The 18606-nt window shown below is 34.6% G+C and carries 15 protein-coding genes; 4 read left to right on the top strand and 11 right to left on the bottom strand.

Annotated elements, in window-relative coordinates; genetic code table 11:
- Positions 1–10 precede the first annotated feature (10 nt).
- A complete protein-coding gene (locus V5J73_RS14305; RefSeq protein ID WP_338646657.1) occupies positions 11–478 on the bottom strand; it encodes a thioredoxin family protein in 468 nt (155 codons plus the stop codon).
- The gene (locus V5J73_RS14300) at positions 478–2724 is read right to left on the bottom strand and encodes a TonB-dependent receptor (RefSeq protein ID WP_338648628.1); all 2247 of its coding nucleotides are present in this window, start codon (positions 2722–2724) and stop codon (positions 478–480) included. Before V5J73_RS14300 ends, V5J73_RS14305 begins: the two co-directional genes overlap by 1 nt.
- Before the next feature lie 117 nt (positions 2725–2841).
- Here V5J73_RS14300 and V5J73_RS14295 point away from each other — a divergent pair, with 117 nt between their 5' ends.
- The 3 genes from V5J73_RS14295 (at position 2842) to V5J73_RS14285 (ending at position 5929) form a co-directional block, all read left to right on the top strand.
- Entirely contained in the window at positions 2842–4713 is a 1872-nt protein-coding gene (locus V5J73_RS14295; protein ID WP_338646656.1) for an Nramp family divalent metal transporter, read from the top strand.
- Between the two features lie 99 nt (positions 4714–4812).
- Positions 4813–5466 carry a metal-dependent transcriptional regulator gene (locus V5J73_RS14290; RefSeq protein WP_338646655.1) on the top strand — a complete coding sequence of 218 codons (654 nt, stop codon included), beginning with the start codon at positions 4813–4815 and terminating at the stop codon, positions 5464–5466.
- Positions 5467–5512: 46 nt separating this feature from the next.
- Positions 5513–5929 (top strand): hypothetical protein, encoded by a 417-nt coding sequence (locus V5J73_RS14285; RefSeq protein WP_338646654.1) that lies wholly within the window; start codon positions 5513–5515, stop codon positions 5927–5929.
- 2 nt (positions 5930–5931) lie between these two features.
- On the opposite strand, the gene V5J73_RS14280 is transcribed toward V5J73_RS14285, so the two are convergent.
- The 5 genes from V5J73_RS14280 to V5J73_RS14260 all read right to left on the bottom strand — a co-directional run bounded on the left by V5J73_RS14280 (position 5932) and on the right by V5J73_RS14260 (position 11647).
- Positions 5932–6060 (bottom strand): FeoB-associated Cys-rich membrane protein, encoded by a 129-nt coding sequence (locus V5J73_RS14280; RefSeq protein ID WP_338646652.1) that lies wholly within the window; start codon positions 6058–6060, stop codon positions 5932–5934.
- A 64-nt stretch (positions 6061–6124) separates the two neighbouring features.
- Positions 6125–8353: a TonB-dependent receptor family protein gene (locus tag V5J73_RS14275; protein ID WP_338646650.1), complete on the bottom strand. Its 2229-nt coding sequence runs from the start codon at positions 8351–8353 to the stop codon at positions 6125–6127.
- Between the two features lie 120 nt (positions 8354–8473).
- On the bottom strand, positions 8474–10573 hold the full coding sequence (feoB, locus tag V5J73_RS14270; protein WP_338646649.1) for a ferrous iron transport protein B: 2100 nt from the start codon (positions 10571–10573) through the stop codon (positions 8474–8476).
- Positions 10573–10812 carry a FeoA family protein gene (locus V5J73_RS14265; RefSeq protein ID WP_338646648.1) on the bottom strand — a complete coding sequence of 80 codons (240 nt, stop codon included), beginning with the start codon at positions 10810–10812 and terminating at the stop codon, positions 10573–10575. The genes feoB and V5J73_RS14265 overlap by 1 nt, the downstream gene beginning before the upstream one ends.
- A 169-nt stretch (positions 10813–10981) precedes the next feature.
- The gene (locus tag V5J73_RS14260) at positions 10982–11647 is read right to left on the bottom strand and encodes an SCO family protein (RefSeq protein ID WP_338646647.1); all 666 of its coding nucleotides are present in this window, start codon (positions 11645–11647) and stop codon (positions 10982–10984) included.
- A gap of 234 nt (positions 11648–11881) precedes the next feature.
- On the opposite strand from V5J73_RS14260, the gene V5J73_RS14255 reads away from it, so the two are divergent.
- A complete protein-coding gene (locus V5J73_RS14255) occupies positions 11882–13945 on the top strand; it encodes a M13 family metallopeptidase (RefSeq protein WP_338646645.1) in 2064 nt (687 codons plus the stop codon).
- Between the two features lie 250 nt (positions 13946–14195).
- Here V5J73_RS14255 and V5J73_RS14250 read toward each other — a convergent pair whose 3' ends face one another.
- From V5J73_RS14250 to V5J73_RS14235, 4 genes are all read right to left on the bottom strand, one after another.
- The gene (locus V5J73_RS14250; protein WP_338646643.1) at positions 14196–14666 is read right to left on the bottom strand and encodes a hypothetical protein; all 471 of its coding nucleotides are present in this window, start codon (positions 14664–14666) and stop codon (positions 14196–14198) included.
- 10 nt (positions 14667–14676) lie between these two features.
- Complete coding sequence (locus tag V5J73_RS14245; protein ID WP_338646642.1) at positions 14677–16584, bottom strand: hypothetical protein; 1908 nt, start codon at positions 16582–16584, stop codon at positions 14677–14679.
- Between the two features lie 275 nt (positions 16585–16859).
- Positions 16860–17789, bottom strand: coding sequence for a DMT family transporter (locus tag V5J73_RS14240; protein WP_338646641.1), 930 nt, complete (start codon positions 17787–17789; stop codon positions 16860–16862).
- 1 nt (position 17790) lies between these two features.
- Positions 17791–18594, bottom strand: a complete 804-nt coding sequence (locus V5J73_RS14235) for an SDR family oxidoreductase (RefSeq protein ID WP_338646640.1) — start codon at positions 18592–18594, stop codon at positions 17791–17793.
- Between the last annotated feature and the right edge of the window lie 12 nt (positions 18595–18606).

Raw genomic sequence — 18606 nt, 5'->3', positions numbered from 1 at the left:
ATAGGCAATTTTATTCTTTTAGTTTTGCTAAAATTAGCTTTAATTCTTTTGGTTTTAAGTAGCCACTGTGCTGAAAAATAATCTCGTTTTCACTGTTTAAAACACACAAAACAGGAAAGTTCAGTTGTTTATTTATTGTTCCTAATGCGATGGCCAGTTCATGCGTTCCGGAAGTATTTCCTCTGGGTTTGAATTGAAAAGTGGTTTTATTGAAAACTACTGTTCGCTTTTCTTCGGCATTGAAATCAACAAAATAAAAAGTGTTGTTGAGTTCCTTGATGATTTCCTCGTTTTTGAAAGTGGTGTTTTTCACCGCATGGCAAAATTGACACCAATCGGTTTGAATGAAAACTATCGTTTTTCTCTTTTCGATACGTTGTAAACTGTCGATTTCTTCGAATGAAACTGAATGCAACTGCGCAAATCCAGCTGGAATCGCACAGCATAAAAGCAACAATAAATAAAGATTTTTCTTCATTATTTTAAGGAATAGCGAAGGCCGAAAAAACTTCTGATTCCTTGGTTAGGTCCATACACATAAGTCGTGTCAAATGTTAATCCATAAGGGTTTTCAGGTGTTGCCAGCACTTGTCCGTTCGTATCGTAGATTACATTTTTATCAAAAGGATCATTGGTTCTGGCAATTAAAAATGGGTTATTTTGTTTAGGCAAAAAGTTCAATAGGTTTTTAATTCCGGCATAGAATTCAAAGTTTTTCAAGCCAGAATACGTAAATTGAATGTTTTGCAAACTGTACCAAGGTGATTCTGGAGCACGAGGATCTAAAGCGCTTAAAAGAGGCAATTGCATCGGGCTATACACATTTCCAGTGTAATCTACATTCAAATCAATAGCTTGAATTTTATACGAAATACTCCAAGTTGCCGTGAATTTTTCGGTTAGAAAAGGCGTTTCTTTTCGGCCATTTCGAACGTTTTTATTGTCAAGCAAAGAGGCGCCAGTGATAATCTTTAATCCATTTGGAAAATTGAAATCGATGTTCGTACTGATTCCTTGGCTTATCGCATAACCGTTGATGTTGTCATAAATGATTTGATTTGGATCAGTATCATAATCCGAAACAATTTTATTACTGAATCGGGTATGGAAAAAGGAAGTTTCGATACCAATAAAGGTTCCGTTATTGAAATTTATTTTCTTTATATAATTCAAATTGGCATTTATGGATTGTTCTGGCTTTAGGTTATTGGCAATTATAATTTCACGAGCGCCTGTCAGAGCAGCGTGATCTTCTGTAAATAAATTCACGACTCTAAAACCCGTTCCTGCATTCAAACGAATGATGTTATTGTCGTCTAATTTCCATTTATACGCGATTCTTGGTGTTAAGATGCTTCCGTGAATGGAGTTGTAATCGTAACGCATTCCCAGTAACAGCTTGTGTTTTTCAGTAAACGTGATTTCATCTTGAATAAAAATTCCCGGTAGCCAGGTTTTCTCTGGGTTGTTGGTTCCCAGTTTAGAAGTTGCCGGCGTGTTGTCATCGTAATAATTGTATCGGGTGGCAATTCCGGTAAGCAAATCATTTTTTCCTATTTTCTTGTCCCAAGTCAATTGTAGAAAACCAATTTTTTGATTCGCAATATAACTCGTCGTGCCGTATCGGCTGTCTTGAAAATGTACGTTTCCTGAAAAGGAAAGCATCAGTTTTTCCTGAAAAGGCAATTGGTAACTTCCAATCAATTCTGCTCGTTTGGTATAAATACTTTCGCCATAGATTTCGTCTCCGCCACGGTGTTTTTTCTCCCAACGCACATCGCCTCCAAAACGGTCTTCATAGACACCACGCGCCGCAATGGTAAACAATCGATTTTCTTTTCTGTTGAAAGTCCATTTTTGAAAAAGGGAAATTCTGTTAGAAAGGGAAACATCTGTAAAACCATCGTTATCGTTATCTGTTTTTTGATTGTATCTGAAATAATTTAAACCTAAAAGTGCTGTGGCTTTCTTACCAACATTGAGTTTTACTCCTAAATCAACATTGGTTTCCAACCAAGAAGTAGAAAACACATCAGCGGAGAAAAGGGGAGCGTTTGTTGGATTTTTTGTGATGATATTAATCAAACCGCCCACGGCTTCACTACCATATAATGAGGAAGCGGGACCTTTTACGATTTCAATTCGTTCCACCAATGAGTTTGGAATTCCCGATAATCCGTAGACTGTTGATAAACTACTCACAATAGGCATTCCGTCGATTAAAACCAAAGTATAAGGACCTTCTAGCCCGTTGATGTGGATGTCGCCGGTATTGCAAACGCCACAATTCAGCTGCGGTCGCACACCATTTACATTCTGTAAGGCTTCATAAATACTGGCGGTTGGGTTTTTTTTGAAGAATATTGGAGAATAAACCTCTACTGGAACGGCACTTTCTAATCTTTTTACTGCTTTTAAAGTTCCCGAAACAACGACTTCGTTGAGTTGGTTTTCAGTACTTGAAAGTTCAAAATCCAGAATGTTGTTTTCCTTACTTTTGACAGTTATATTCTTTTTTAAAGTTTGAAAACTAGTTGCGATAATTTGTATTTTATAATTTCCTTCAGCAACATTTTCGATGTTGTACTTTCCTAAACTATCCGTTTGGGCTGTGTATTTTGTTCCAATTAAAAAAACACGGGCATCCGAAATCCCTTTTTTTTCTGATGAAATGAATCCTGAAAGGCTCGTTTTTTCTTGGCTGTAGCCAAAGTTAAATAGCATAATAATAAATAACACGCATAAATTTTTCACTATACTTAAATTAAATTTAGACAAAGCTAAAAATTATATTTTGCAAAACAAATTTTTTAATTACATTTGTATCAATAACTTAATATCATGAGTAAATCTTTAGAAGAAGTAAACCAATCCGTTTCTACGCTAAACAAGAAATCAGTATTCCGAAAAATCCTCGCTTTTTTTGGCCCAGCTTATTTAATTAGCGTGGGTTATATGGATCCGGGAAACTGGGCTACAGATATTGCAGGCGGAAGTCAATTTGGGTATGCCTTACTTTGGGTTTTATTGATGAGTAATATTATGGCTCTGTTGTTGCAAAGCTTGAGTGCCCGACTGGGGATTGTTACCCAACGTGATTTGGCGCAAGCCTCCCGAGAAACCTATTCGCCATTTATCAATTATATATTGTATTTCCTTGCCGAAATTGCCATCGCAGCCTGCGATCTTGCTGAGGTTTTAGGAATGGCAATCGGTATTAATTTACTGTTTGATATTCCGTTGATTGAAGGAGTTTTGATTACTGTTTTGGATACTTTTTTGTTGTTATTCCTAATCAATAAAGGCATCCGAAAGATGGAAGCGTTTATCATTGTATTGGTTGCTATCATTGGATTTTCCTTTATTTTTGAAATGATATTTGCCCAGCCAGAACTGGATAAAGTATTGTTTGGATTAATTCCGTCGATGCCCAATGAAGCAGCATTATACATCGCCATTGGTATTATTGGCGCTACAGTTATGCCACACAATTTATACTTGCATTCCTCATTGGTGCAAACCAGAAAATTCGAAAGAACGACAGTCGGAATTAAGCAGGCTTTGAAATACAATTTCATCGATTCTACTATTGCATTAAACTTGGCTTTTTTAGTGAATGCAGCTATTTTAATCTTGGCAGCAGCCACATTTTATAGAAACGGAATGTTTGAAGTGGCAGAAATTCAAGATGCCCATCGCTTTCTGGAACCGCTTTTAGGAAGTAAATTGGCACCTATATTGTTTGCGGTAGCGCTGATTGCTGCCGGGCAGAGTTCCACAATTACAGGAACATTGGCAGGTCAAATTGTGATGGAAGGCTATCTTAATTTACGTATTCAGCCATGGGTTCGAAGAATTATTACCCGATTGATTGCTATTGTTCCTGCGGTTATCGTAATTACAATTTATGGAGAAAGTGTGACGGGAAAATTACTGATTTTGAGTCAGGTTATTTTGAGTTTACAACTGGGTTTTGCCATTATTCCGTTGATTCATTTTGTAAGTGATAAATCAAAAATGAAAGGATTTCATATTGGGAGAATTACCCAAATCGCTTCTTGGATTATCGCAACCATTATTGTTTCACTTAACGCCAAATTGGTTTTTGATGAAATAGTTGGCTGGCTTGAAACTTCCGAAAATCCACTTTTACTGTGGTTAACCGTTGTGCCACTGGCCATAAGTTTTTTGATTTTGTTGCTTTATATCGTGTTCAAGCCTTTTATTGCTAAATCTAAAATAGACATCCAAAATCATTCGCCTCATAGTTTAAAATTGCAATTTTCTAAAGTGGGAAGTTATACAAAAAAGAATATTGCAGTTTCCGTAGATTTCTCGAGTGCAGATGAGGTGGCTTTAAATAACGCTTTTGAACTAGGCGGAATAGAAGCGCAATATACTTTGATTCATGTGGTAGAAACCGTTGGTGCTATGATTTATGGAGAACACATTGACGACCACGAAACGTTAGTAGACGAAAAATTATTAGAAGAATACAAAGCAATACTGACTGAAAAAGGATTTAAAGTAGCGATACAATTAGGCTTTGGAAAACCAAACAAAGTGATTCCGGTGCTAATCAATTCAGGGAATTTTGATATTTTAGTTATGGGAACGCACGGTCATACGGGATTCAAGGATTTAGTCTTTGGAACTACGGTTGACAAATTGCGTCACAAAATTTCTATTCCGCTACTTATTGTAAAAAAGTAGTTCTCAGTTGCAGTTTCTATATTTGGTACCTCTGCAATCATAAATCGTAACCCGAGAGCTTTGCTCTAACTGGCGAAGCCATCATCAATCAATAATCCTATGACCTTTTCAGAAGAAAATTATCTTAAAACCATATACCATCTTACCATTATTTCAGATTCAGAAATAAGCACCAATGCTATTGCCGAAAAAATGGAAACTAAAGCGTCATCAGTGACTGATATGCTTAAGAAATTAGCGGAAAAAGACTTGGTAAATTATAAAAAATACCAAGGGGTTTCATTGACCAATCACGGTAAAATAGCCGCAAAAATGATTGTGAGGAAACACCGGTTGTGGGAGGTTTTTTTAGTTGACAAGTTAGATTTTTCCTGGGATGAGGTTCATGATATTGCAGAACAATTAGAACACATTAAATCCGAAAAACTCATCAACAAACTAGATGATTTTCTGGGGAATCCCACCGAAGATCCGCATGGAGATCCCATTCCCGATGCAAATGGCCAAATAGTTAAAATCGAAAAACAGTTGCTCTCTGAGTTACATGAAAACCAAACGGGTATTTGTGTGGGCGTTAAAGATACTTCGTCAGAATTTCTAAAATATTTAGACAAACAAGGAATCGCATTGGGTTCTAAAATCGAAATCATAAGCAAGGAAAGTTTCGATTTGTCTCTGAAAATAAAAGTAGACCAAAAGGAATTAACAATTTCGAATAAAATTGCAAGCAACCTTTTTGTGAAGGTGTCATAAGTGTTTAGTACTTATCTTTGGAGAAACCATTTTAAAAGGAAAGAATATGAAAAAATCATTACTACTGTTTTTTTTGATTTTTAGTATGATAACTTTCGGTCAAAAAACCAAAATTGAAAAGGTTCGATTTCTAAAAATAACTCAGAAAATGTGCCTTAATAAAAAGGGATATACTCTGGTTTTAAAAGCGATTGTTAATGATTCCCGTTGCCCAGAAGGTGTTGCATGTATTTGGGCTGGAGAAGTTTCTACTGTAGTAGCTGTTTACAAAGATTCAAAATTATTGGAGGAGCATATGATGGTTTTTTCAATAAAAGATCAAGAGGGAAATAAACAATGGTTTTCTAAATATTTGCCTGAAAAACAGAAAAATGTAAAAAGTGTTAGTGTTTTTCCTTATCCAAAAGAAGGGGTTGAAATTAATCCTAATGAATATAGGATTAAAATAGGCTACTACAACTAGTCTTAACTACAACCACAATCGCCACTGCCGCAGTTTTTATCTGATTTTTTCTTTTTGATAAAGAATTTTTTAATCAAAAATGCAAGGGCAATTCCAAGTGCTAAAAAAGCCAAAATTTCTTGAATATCCATACTATAAATATAAGAAAAAGCAACCCAGAATGGTTGCTTTTTGCGTTAAACTAATTACAAATTTTTACAACTGAGCCATGATTCCAAAGTTAATTCCAAAAGGTTGACCTGGTCTTAATCCCGCTGGAACTCTTGAAACAGCATATTCTTTGTCTAATAAATTTATAATGTTACCCATCAAACTGATGTTGTTTGTAAGATGGTATTTAGCTGAGAAATCAATAATAAAGTTTGAAGGTACTTTATTAGCAGCTGGAATCGTTCCATTTCCGGCTAAAGTTCTAAAAGCATCAACATATTTTCCGCTAAGGGCAAAATTGAGTTTTTCAGTTTCAAATGCTGTGGTAATGGCAATTTGATTTTTGGCAATGTATGGAATTTCATCTCCATTTTCTACAGTTCCCCAAATCGTGCTGTTAAAATTGTTTTTCAATTCGGTATCCGTTAAAGTGTAAGAAACGGTTACGGGTACTTTAAACCCTTTTTCTCGGTTGTTGATAACGTCATAGGTTGCCAGTAATTCAATTCCTTTTACGACAGCTGCACCAGCATTGAATAAGTCACCAGTGCCTGTTCCACCACCTGACATGGAATCTGAACCTTGAAGATTTGAAAAATTATTATAATACCCAATGATTTCTCCTTGTAATGCATTTTTACGGAAGCGAAAACCTAATTCCGTGTTTAAGCTATTTTCGGCATCTTCACCTGCGGTTATGCCTGGAGGTGAAAAGCCTTTGTGAATACTTGTAAATACATTATAATCATCATTTATCTTGTACAAAATTCCCATTCCTGGAATCCATACATTGATGTTGTTATTGGCTTTGGCCAAAGCTGTACCAACTCTATTAACGTCATTTGTACCGTAATTCAGTGAATTTAATTTAATATCTTCATAGCGGATTCCAGGTGTAAAAGTAAATCGATCAATGTTCAAATTATAAAGTACATGTGCAGCAACGGCTTGCGCTTTTGTGATTCTGTTAGCATCAGTTCCAGGAATTCCACTACTCGTTCTATTCATCACTCCGTTTTGGATGGCGTATCCATCTACCCATTGAAAACGATCTTCATAATCCTCATGGTAGCGAATACCAAAATCAATATCATGTTTTACTTTCCCTGTTTCAAAAGTATAGTTTGCAACGGTTTGTATCCCTTTTGCTTCGTATTCTCTATTGTTTGCTTTTACCAGTAAAGCATTATCAATCGTATTGTCAACTCCTGTTACTGCTCTATATTCTGCATTAAATCGAACGGGATCTTCTAGAATACTATTAATACTTACTCTAGATGTTCCTAAACGTAAAGCATCTAATTTGTACCAGTTTCTAGCAAAATCGTTTTTGTAGGCTTTTGTGGTAATGCTAAGATTTTGAGAAGGTTTAATTAAATGTGTTAACATGATTTGACGGTGTTCAGTATCGATATAATCTTCATTGGAGCCAACATATCTTCTAAAGGGATTTGCACCATAATCTGTATCAGTTAGTCCAAGGTATGTTTCGTTTGCTAAGTCTTCGCTGTACTGTATTTTTGCCGTAAGTGATTGGTATACTTTTGCATTAGCATTTGTATTTACTCTAAATTTAGCCACATAATCATTTCCTTGAAAACCGGTGTTTTTTGAGCTATTGTCAATTTTTTTGAATCCATCTGAATTTCGGTTGTTGTATTCTAATACGTAACCAAAGTTTTTATGTTCATCACCAATGTTTACATAGGTTTTTTTAGTATTAAAGCTACCAATACTAGCGATAATTCGTCCCGAAAAACGGCTTGGAATTTGGGTCGAAACCATATTTATAGCGCCTCCTGTTGTATAAGGACCATATTGAATTTGGCTACCGCCTTTCAATATTTCGAATGATTGCATTCTGTTTACTGTTGGAAAATAATAAGCTGCTGGAGCGGCATAAGGAGCTGGAGCAATTAGAATTCCATCTTCCATCAAAGTGATTTTCTCACTTCTATTTGGGCTAGTTCCTCTCATACCAATGTTTGGTCGTAAACCAAAACCATCTTCTTCCTGAATTGTAACTCCTGGAACTGTTCTTAAAATTCTAGAAACATCATCATAGTTAAAGCTTTTTAATTCTTTTGGAGAAATAAAATAAGTGGAACCCGCTTTGTTTTTTGCTTTGAATTTACTTCCTACAATAGCATCGGTGGTAATAATAACTTCATTTAAACTTTCGATACTATCTTTTTGAGTTTTTGAAAGCTCTTTTTTTTGTGCAAATACAAAAGTAGTAACTAGTAAAGAAGCGGCAAGTAAACTATTTCTCATTTTATTTAGATTGGTTCTACGGTGCAAAAGTAAAACACAAATCTTATTTAGACAAATTAAAAATAATATAATAACCAGATTTAACGTTTGTTCAGTGCTGAAATTTGAAGCTGAAATGCTCTATTTTAGAATTTGATAGGCTATCAATGCTACCACATATGCAAACCCAGACATGAAGATTAATTGTCCTGCTGGCCATTTCCAAGAATTCGTTTCTTTTTTAGTAACTGCAAGCGTACTGGCGCATTGCATGGCAAAAGCATAAAACAACAGCAATGATATTCCAGAGGCAAAGTTGAAAATCTTTTCTCCAGTTACAGGATTGATCTCGGCGGCCATTTTGTTCTTGATTGTCACTTCATTTTCGCTTCCGCCCACACTATAAATTGTAGCTAAGGTTCCAACAAAAACTTCTCGTGCCGCAAACGAACTAATAATCGCAATTCCTATTTTCCAATCGTAACCTAAAGGAGAAATGGCTGGTTCAATGGTTTTTCCCATTAAGCCAATATAGGAGTTTTCGAGTTTTTGTGAAGCAACAGCATTTTCAAATTCGGCTGTAGCCAAAGGATTTTTCAAGTTATTTTGAATGACAATGTTTTCGGCATTATTGAACTTTTCACCCGGCCCATAAGAGGCTAAAAACCACAATACAATAGAAATCGCTAAGATAATTTTTCCCGCACCAAAAATAAAAGCTTTCGTTTTCTCGATAACATTGATTCCGACGTTCTTGAAAAGCGGTAATTTGTAATTTGGCATTTCTACCACGAAGTATGTTTTTCCTTTTATTTTAAGGATTTTATTCAAAATGTAAGCAGAAAAAATAGCCATTCCAAAACCTAGAAGGTACAACAACATCAAGGTCATTCCTTGCATGTTCAGAAAACCAAAAACGCGAGTATCTGGAATTACTAAGGCAATAATAATAGCGTAAACCGGAAGTCTTGCAGAGCAGGTTGTAAAAGGTGTTACCAGAATGGTGATTAATCTTTCTTTCCAGTTTTCGATATTTCGAGTCGCCATAATTGCTGGAATAGCGCAGGCGGTACCAGAAATAAGCGGTACCACACTTTTACCTGATAAACCAAATTTTCGCATGATTTTATCCATCAGGAAAACTACTCGGCTCATATAACCACTTTCTTCAAGAATCGAAATAAACATAAACAGGAAGGCAATTTGTGGAATAAATATCAAAATTCCTCCTATTCCGGGAATGATACCCTGCGAAATTAAATTGGTCAAAACTCCAGCTGGCAATTCTTCGGCAGCAATTGTGCTCAATGATGCAAAAGAAGCATCGATAAAATCCATTGGAATTTTAGACCATTCGAAAATAGATTGGAAAATAACAAACAAAATCAGGAAGAAAATTACATATCCCCATACTTTGTGTGTCAGAACACGATCCAGTTTGCTACGGAAATCTTTAGCAATAGTGGTGTCAATTTTTAGTCCTTGTTTCAAGACATCATTGATGAATTGATAGCGTTTTATGGTTTCTTTTTGTTGCAAACGCTTTAAATCAGAATGCGATTTAGTGAATGAATTTCGAATTTCATTTCGATCTAAATTCAAGAAGTTAACATCTTGAGTGATGACCAACCATAATTTATACAAAAGCTGGTTGGGAAATGTTTTGCGGAGCGTATTGAAATATTCTGGATCTATACTTGAAGCATTCAAACATGGTTCACTTGAGATGGTTTTGTAACTGACAATCAATCTTTTTAATTCATCAATCCCAAACCCTTTTCTTGAACTAATAAGCGCAATTTTTGTTTTTAAGTGCTCTTCAAGATACGGAATGTCTAGAGTGATTCCTTTAAATTTCATTCTATCGGCCATGTTGATGACTAATATTGTTGGAATTTCAAGATCTTTTATTTGGGTGAAAAGCAGTAAATTTCGTTTTAGATTTTCAACGTCAGTAACCACAAGTGCTACATCAGGATATAATTTATCGTTTTTATTGAGTAATAATTCAATGACTACATTTTCATCAATGGAGCTAGCATTCAAGCTGTATGTTCCAGGTAAATCCAGAATGTTTGCTTTTACATTATTGGGTAATTTACAAAAACCAATCTTTTTTTCAACCGTAATTCCAGGGTAATTTCCCACTTGTTGATTCAGTCCTGTCAACTGATTAAAAACGGAAGTTTTACCCGTATTAGGATTCCCGATTAAAGCAACATTGATATTTTGATTGGTCATTATAAGTTGGTTTTTAGTATTTCAACTTCAATCTCACGAGCAGTTTCTACTCGGATAGCAACATGTGAACCATTAATGTTAAGGTATAAAGGATCGCCAAAAGGAGCAATTTGAAGGAGTTCAACCATATTTCCTGGTAAACAACCCATTTCCAATAATTTTAATGGAACAAGGTCAATATCAAAATCTTTGATAATGGCCTTTTCACCTTTTTTTAGAGAATGTATCGTTGTTTGCAAGTCTTATTTAGATTGAATTAAGATTGCAAAAGTACATATTATAATACTAAAAAAAATGATAATTCTCAATTTTGTAGTTTTTTTGGATAAATTTTAAGACTAGGCCTTTAGTTTGTTTTGCGGGCTTTTCAATCAGATTATAAGTGATTTATCATCAGTTAAAAGGACTTTATTCGTTACTTAAAAAAGTAATGTCTTCGATTAGGCGCTTGATGTCCTCTTTATTAGTTCCGTCATAAAATCCACGAACTCTTTTTTTGGTGTCTACCAAAACAAAATTTTCGGTATGAACCATATCGTAAAGTTCACTTGGTTTGCCCAGCTTTACTGCCAAGTATGATTTTCGGGCCATCGTATAAATTTCTTTTTTGTCTCCAGTGACTAAATTCCATTTTGTATCATCAACCTGATGTTTTTTGGCGTAAGCCTTCAAAACTGGAACGCTATCCGTCTCAGGGAAAACGGTAAATGATAGCAATTTTACCTTTGGATTATTGACAAACGCTTTTTGCACGTCAGATAAATTGGTGGTCATCTTAGGACAAATAGAGCCGCAAGTGGTGAAGAAAAAATCAGCCACATATATTTTGCCTTCATAATCTTTTTGGGTTATGGTTTTTCCGTTTTGATTGGTAAATGAAAAATCAGCAATCGTGTGGTATTTGCTTATGTATTGAACGGTACTATCTACTAGTTCTGGATTTACATCTACTGGATTGTAAATAGGTAGTGTTTTTTTTGGCTTTAAAGCCGAATAAAATAAAGATAAAATGATTGCTGAAAGAACAATGAAGACTCCGAAAAAGATTCGGTATTTTTTGAGAAATTCTAACATAATGCTATTTTCATGCAAAAATACGAAAACGAGTTTTATTTTTAATTCAAATTAACACAATCTTATTTTAGGTAGATTTCCTTAGAAATAAAGGATGTAAAATTAATGTCTTTTTTGATTAAACCTTTTATAAATTTTGGAGTCAAAAAACATGTATTAGTAAATAATAGATTTTAACTAAAAATCAAATTATTTATTAATAGCTTTGTTAAGATAACTAAAAAACTAAAAAAAATGAAAAAAACCAGCAATAAGCAATTGCTTTTTGTGATTCCCGCAATCATGGGTTTTGCGGTGAGTCAAGCTCAGAATGCTCCGGCAGCTAAAGAACCGGGAATCAATGTGAATTACATGGATAAAAACGTGAAACCAAGTAACGATTTCTTTCGTTATGTGAATGGAACTTGGTTGGACAATACGGAAATTCCAGGAGACAGAACTCGTTGGGGTAGTTTTGACGAATTGCGTCAAAGAACAGATGCAGATGCATTGGCAATTTTAAAAGAAGCCACTACCAATCCAAGCTACAAATCGAATACAGACCAAGGGAAAGCCATTAATTTATACAAATCTATTTTAGATACTGTAGGAAGAAATAAGATGGGTATTGCTCCTTTGAAACCGTATCTTAAGAAAATTGACGCAGTTAAAAACGCTAAAGATTTAGAAGCATTATTAATTGAAATGGAACCTTTTGGTGGCATCGGATTTATGGGTGCTGGTGTAGGAACAGATGCAAAGAACAGTAGTAGAAACGTGATTAATTTAGGTCCAGGTGGCGTAGGTTTGCCAGATAGAGATTATTATGTTTCTGATGATGCCGATTCTAAAGAGAAACGTGCAAAATATGTTTTACACGTTGCTAAAATGTTGCAATATCTAGGTGATAAACCGGCTGTTGCCAAACTAAATGCGGAGAAAATACTAGCTCTTGAAACTGCAATGTCTAAACCAAGATTGGATAGAGTAGAACGTAGAGACCGTCGTAAGTCATACAATCCAATGACTTTGGCTGAATTGAGTAAATTAACTCCGTCTATCAATTGGAATAATTATTTCACAAAAATTGGACTAACAAAAGTAGATACCGTGATTGTATCGCAACCTAAATACATGACGGCGCTAGAAAGTATGTTGAAAGAAAACAAAGTAGACGAATGGAAAGCCTACATGCGTTGGAGTTTGTTGAACAGAGCTTCTAGTCAATTATCAACTGAAATTGAAAACGCCAACTGGGAGTTTTACGGAAGAACGTTAACGGGTGCTGTAAGCCAGAGACCACGTGATGAAAGAGCACTTCAAACCATCAATGGAGCAGTTGGAGAAGCTTTAGGGAAATTATATGTAGAGAAAAAATTTCCGGCTGAAGCCAAAGTAAAAGCTGAAAAAATGATTAAAAACATCTTCTTGGCTTTCGAAAACAGAATCAATAATTTATCTTGGATGTCTGCAGAAACAAAAGTAAGCGCGCTTGCTAAATTGCATAAATCAAGAATTAAAATTGGTTATCCTGACAAATGGAAAGATTATTCAGCCTTGACGATTAAAAGTCCAGAAGAAGGTGGAACCTATTTTGAAAATGCTAAAAACATGGCAAAATGGCGTTTTGAAGAAAACTTAGCCGAGTTGAAAAAGCCTGTTGATAAAGAAAGATGGGGAATGTCACCACAAACGGTAAACGCGTATTACAATCCATCAAACAATGAAATTGTATTTCCGGCAGCTATTTTGCAACCGCCTTTTTACAATTACCAAGCGGATGAAGCCGTAAATTATGGTGGAATCGGTGGGGTTATTGGGCATGAAATATCTCATGGTTTTGACGATTCAGGTTCCCGTTACAATGCTGATGGAAACTTAGTAGACTGGTGGACTGCCGAAGATTTGAAACAATTCTCAGCTTTGACTGGAGCACTTGCTGCTCAGTACAGTGCGTTGGAACCAATTCCAGGAACTTTCGTAGATGGTAAATTTACATTGGGTGAAAATATTGGAGATTTAGGTGGTGTAAATGCTGCTTATGATGGTTTACAATTGTATTTGAAAGAAAACGGAAATCCGGGATTAATCGACGGATATACTCCAGAACAACGTTTCTTTATTTCTTGGTCAACTATCTGGCGTTCAAAAATGCGTGATGAAGCCTTGAAAAATCAAGTAAAAACAGACCCGCATTCTCCAGGAATGTATCGTGCTTATGTTCCTTTGCAAAATATAGATACGTTCTATAAAGCGTTCGATATCAAAGCAACTGACGGAATGTATATTGCACCTGAAAAGCGTGTAAGAATCTGGTAATTGACTTCTATTTATAGCAAAACCCATTCGCAAGAATGGGTTTTTTTATGAACTAATTGTTCTGCACTGTAATAGTGATACATAAATTTTATCGTTGCAGAAAAGACCCATTAAGTCACATTACAAACCCTAAAGCTTGTTTTCATAATACTGAATGCTACTTGTTCAATAGGCGAAAGTTGATAAATCTGTATACTTATGTTGTAATTATAGCGGTTGTAAATAAAATTTAAAACCGCTTTTTCTTTGTTTAAGAATTAATTTCCCTGTTTATAATACCATAGGCAATATAAAAAACGATCAAGCCCACAAAAAAAATCCAATCTTTAAAAAAATATTGACCTCCTGTTTTTTTGATTAGATAGACGATTGACATTACTATTAAATTAATTATAGTCATAATTGCAAAATAAGCCGGAAAAAGAAGCGCTAATGCATCTTGATAGATTATACCCCAGTAGCTAAAAGATAAAAGAGAAGCAATTAGTAGAATATAATTGAACCAACTCAGATAAATAAATTTGTCTTTTTGAATATCTGATAAAATAAAGAATGAATATAGTGAAACTATGAAAATAAAAAACAATATAGTTTCAAATGCCATTAGATAGCCCTTAATATCATGAACAAGTAGTTTGTTTTCGTGCAGTAAAAATAAAATCAAAGTCAAACAACCAAATATTAAAAATGTATTTTTTAAACGATTTATATATTTTTCCATGATCAAATTTCTAATTACAGCCTAAATTATTTATCGATACCTCTCCTCTTAAAACTTGACGAACTTTTGTCCAATCTGGTCTATAAATTTTATTTTGAGAGGTTGTTGGCGCTACGGAATTACCTCCGTTATTTTGTACAAAGTTAAATATTTTTGTCTTTAAACTATTCCACAATATATCAGGTTTAGCAAAAGGACTTCCAAAAAATATGTTACCGTTTTCAGCAATAGTTGAGTCAAACCCATCAGTCATTCTATCCACTCCACGAGTGTAGAAAGTAAAGGTGCCGTTTGAATTTTCTATTAAGCCGAACTCCCTATTTCCACTCACAGGATGAATACCATCGTCGTTGTTGTTGTTTCCTGGCCAATAAGGGACTTCAAGTGTTGTAAAAATCCAATGATTAGGGTCTGTTTCAGAACATATAACAGAGCCGTCACCAGCAGGTAAGGGTATGTTAATATGAATGATAGCACCAAGGGGATTTGTAGAGTTCCATAATTGTGTTTCATTAGTCCCTGTACTTAATGTTGTTGGGCTAAAACTTGAAATGGTAGTGTCTACAAAAGAATTAATTTTTAAGCGAACATAATTTAAAAATTCTTTTGGTGAGAATTTTTGCCCAGTATTTGGGTTTGTTGGTAAACTGTTAATTGTAACCGGAAAATAATCTAAATTTATAGCTGCACCTTTTGCATGTTCTAAATATTGAATTTTGTAATCAGTAAATAATGATTGATTATCTAGAGATTGTATTTTATTTTTTACTGATTGAGGTGGTGTGAACTGTATTAGTTCTTGCCATTTCGGAATTTCACTGCAAGGGATATTAAGTAATAGGGCAGGTCTTAATAGTAGTTCTTTTTTTATACTAACCCAGTTTTTTACAATTTCATTTTTTAGTGGATCTGAACTATTGGTAAGATAATCATGTATTTCTTTATATTCTTCCCATGAAACATCAATGTTGTTTTGTTGAAAACTTAAATTGATTTGCTCCATAGCAATAACTTTATTTTCTGGCGTAACATTATTTAAATATAAATTAAGAATAGTAGTGTATTGATCTACATTATCAACTGCCCATGTTTTTAAAGTATCTGGAAGTTCAGCCCAAAATGCTGCAGCGTACTCTGCCTTTTGTAGCATAAGATAAGCTCTTGGGTCAGTTAAATCAAATAAGTTAGGGTCTATAACATAACCGCTAGGATCAGTTAAATTAACGCCATTTCCACCACCACCTTGAGATCCAAAATTTGGAGATTCTACAAGAGCTTCTACAGCTTCACCTTGTACAGGTACTCTAAAAGCGTAATAGTCTACACAGCGATTACAGTTGTCACAGATGCCGCTTAAGCAATCTCCGTCACGTGTGCAATGCCTATTTCCAGTCACAAAAATGGTAGTGTAGCCGGTACCTATATCTGACGCTCTTTCTGATAATTTAGTGCTGTTTTTTTGATTTTGAGTTGACTGATAAACAAGTCTCATTTTACCTCTAAATTGTTTTGTATTACCTGTAATAAGGTCTTTTAAATTTTGTTTTGTAGGTATCATTTCGATGATTGATGTCTCCCAAACGCCATCCTTATTATACACGACAAGATTAAAAATACTATTTCTGGTAATTATTTTTGGAATAATTTTAAAAGTGTATGTCGTTTTATTTTGTATTATACATTGTTTAATATAAGTAGTATCAATATTAAAATCATTTAAAACGCTATGATTTTGACCAGTTTTTTTTGCTTGGTCGTTTAGAGATTCTCCTGGTAAACTAATGGTTTTTTTAAAATTTTTTAATCCAGTTTTGTTTTTAAACTCTTTGAATGAGATTTCATTTTTTGAAGCTTCAATAGTAGAGTTTTCATCTTTGTCTAAAGTATCTTGAGTGCAATTACTCAGCGTAAAGGCCACAACAAATAAGAGTAGTAACTTATTAATGTAGTTTTTTAGTTTGTGGTTTGTGGTTTGTGGTTTGTTTCATAATTTTATTCAAAAGTTATTACTTCTTAAGTAAATACAAACCTATAAAAAATAGAATGTAAATAAAATACCCACTTTTAGTGATATTTTGTAAAAGCATTACTATTTATATACTACGACTAAATATAATTGTTGTATTTGGTTACTAATCAAGACAATTTATAGCTTTGAACAGCGAAGACTTTGATTTTTTAAATAGAAGTTTGCTATACTATTTTCCGGCCTTTCCTCAACGAATAATTCACCAGATACAATCCAAACAATGTAACGCCACCGCCTATTGCAATGGCAGCATTGAGGACTTCACCAAAAATCACAGCACCTAGAATCACGGCTATAATTGGGTTGATATAGGCATAAATACTGCTTATTTCAGCAGGAAGATTTTGAAGCGCATAGATAAAGGCAATGAAAGTAAGTACAGAACCAAAAACAACTAAATAAGCAATAGACCACCACGAAATAGCTGGAATAGCACTCAAACTAACAGAAGTTCCCGTTGCTCCATTGTACGCAAAAATTAAAATACTGGATATAAACATTTGCAGTCCCAAACTAAAATAAGGATTAAAACTAGCTGCTTTTTTCTTTGTATATAACGAGCCAAATGCCCAAGTTAACGTAGCTATTAATGACAATATAATCCCAAATCTAAAATCAGGAATCATAAAATCACTCAAATGATCATAAAAGATAACGCAAACGCCACCAAAACTAATAATTAAACCAATAACCGTTAATCGAGCCAATCGTTCTCCCTTAAAAAAAGTAATAATTACAATCCATAAAGGAACAATAGCGCCAATGATTGCTCCAAGTCCGCTACTGATGTATTTCACTCCCCAAGTGCTTAATCCGTTACTCAAAACAAAATTAAGGATGCTTAAAATAATAATGGTTTTCCATTGTTTTCCTTTTGGCCAAGGTGTTTTTTTGAATAGGAAAAAAGAAATATATAGCAATCCGCCAATGAATTGTCTAATGGCAGCGAGCTGTAAAGCTGGCATGTGTTTTACGCCCTCTTTTGAAGCAATCCAAGTAGTTCCCCAAAAAAAACTAACCCAGCACAAAGCTAAAATAGGCAATCCAATAGCATTAACTTTAGACGAAACGGCATTTTTAATTTTAGTTCTCACGTTATAAATTTGGTTGTGTAAAAGTATAATTTAAAACGGTTTCTATTTTAGTACTCAAAATTGTTTTTCCTATAGATGGATTTTTATGATTAAATTTTGGCAAAGCCAAATTCAAGTCTAGTGCTTTCTGAGTATAATACATTTCTCTTGAAGGATGAGATGGAGCGACCGCATTGAAGGTTTCATTCCACACATCATTTTCAATGATTTTTAGAATAATACCCACACAATCTTCCTGATGAATTAAATTAATCGGTGCATCAGAATTGTCTAAATTTTCACGGCCAGCTAGGAATTTTATCGGATGACGGTCTTCGCCAATTAAGCCGCCAAAACGCAATACCGTTGTTTTGAAGTTTATATTGCTTTGCAAAAGCTGTTCGGTTTCCAGTAATTGTTTGCCGCCTTCAGTATCCGGTTTCGGGATTGTTTCTTCAGTAACAAAAGCACCATCATCATTATAGACCGATGTTGAACTGATGAAAAGCACTTTTTCGACTGATGATTTTTCTATAAACGGAATTACATTTCTAATCTTCGAAACAAAATTTTCTGTTCCTGAACCGCGAAGTTTTGGCGGAACATCGATGATTAAAATTTCAGAATTCTCCAGAAAATCAGTTAGATTCCCAGTCGTTTTATTTTCTGAAAGCGCAATTAAAAAAGGTTGAATTCCTGCATTTTCCAATACGGCTAATTTCTCTGTCGAAGTCGTCGAACCGTTTACTGAAAATCCTTTTGAAAGTAAAGCTTTCGCCAAAGGAAAACCCAACCAGCCACAACCCAGAATACTAATTTTTGTCATTTTGTGTTTAAA

Source organism: Flavobacterium sp. KS-LB2 (genome assembly GCF_036895565.1).
GTDB lineage: Bacteria > Bacteroidota > Bacteroidia > Flavobacteriales > Flavobacteriaceae > Flavobacterium.
Note: the sequence above shows the minus strand (reverse complement) of the source record. Positions and strands in the feature narration are given on the sequence as shown.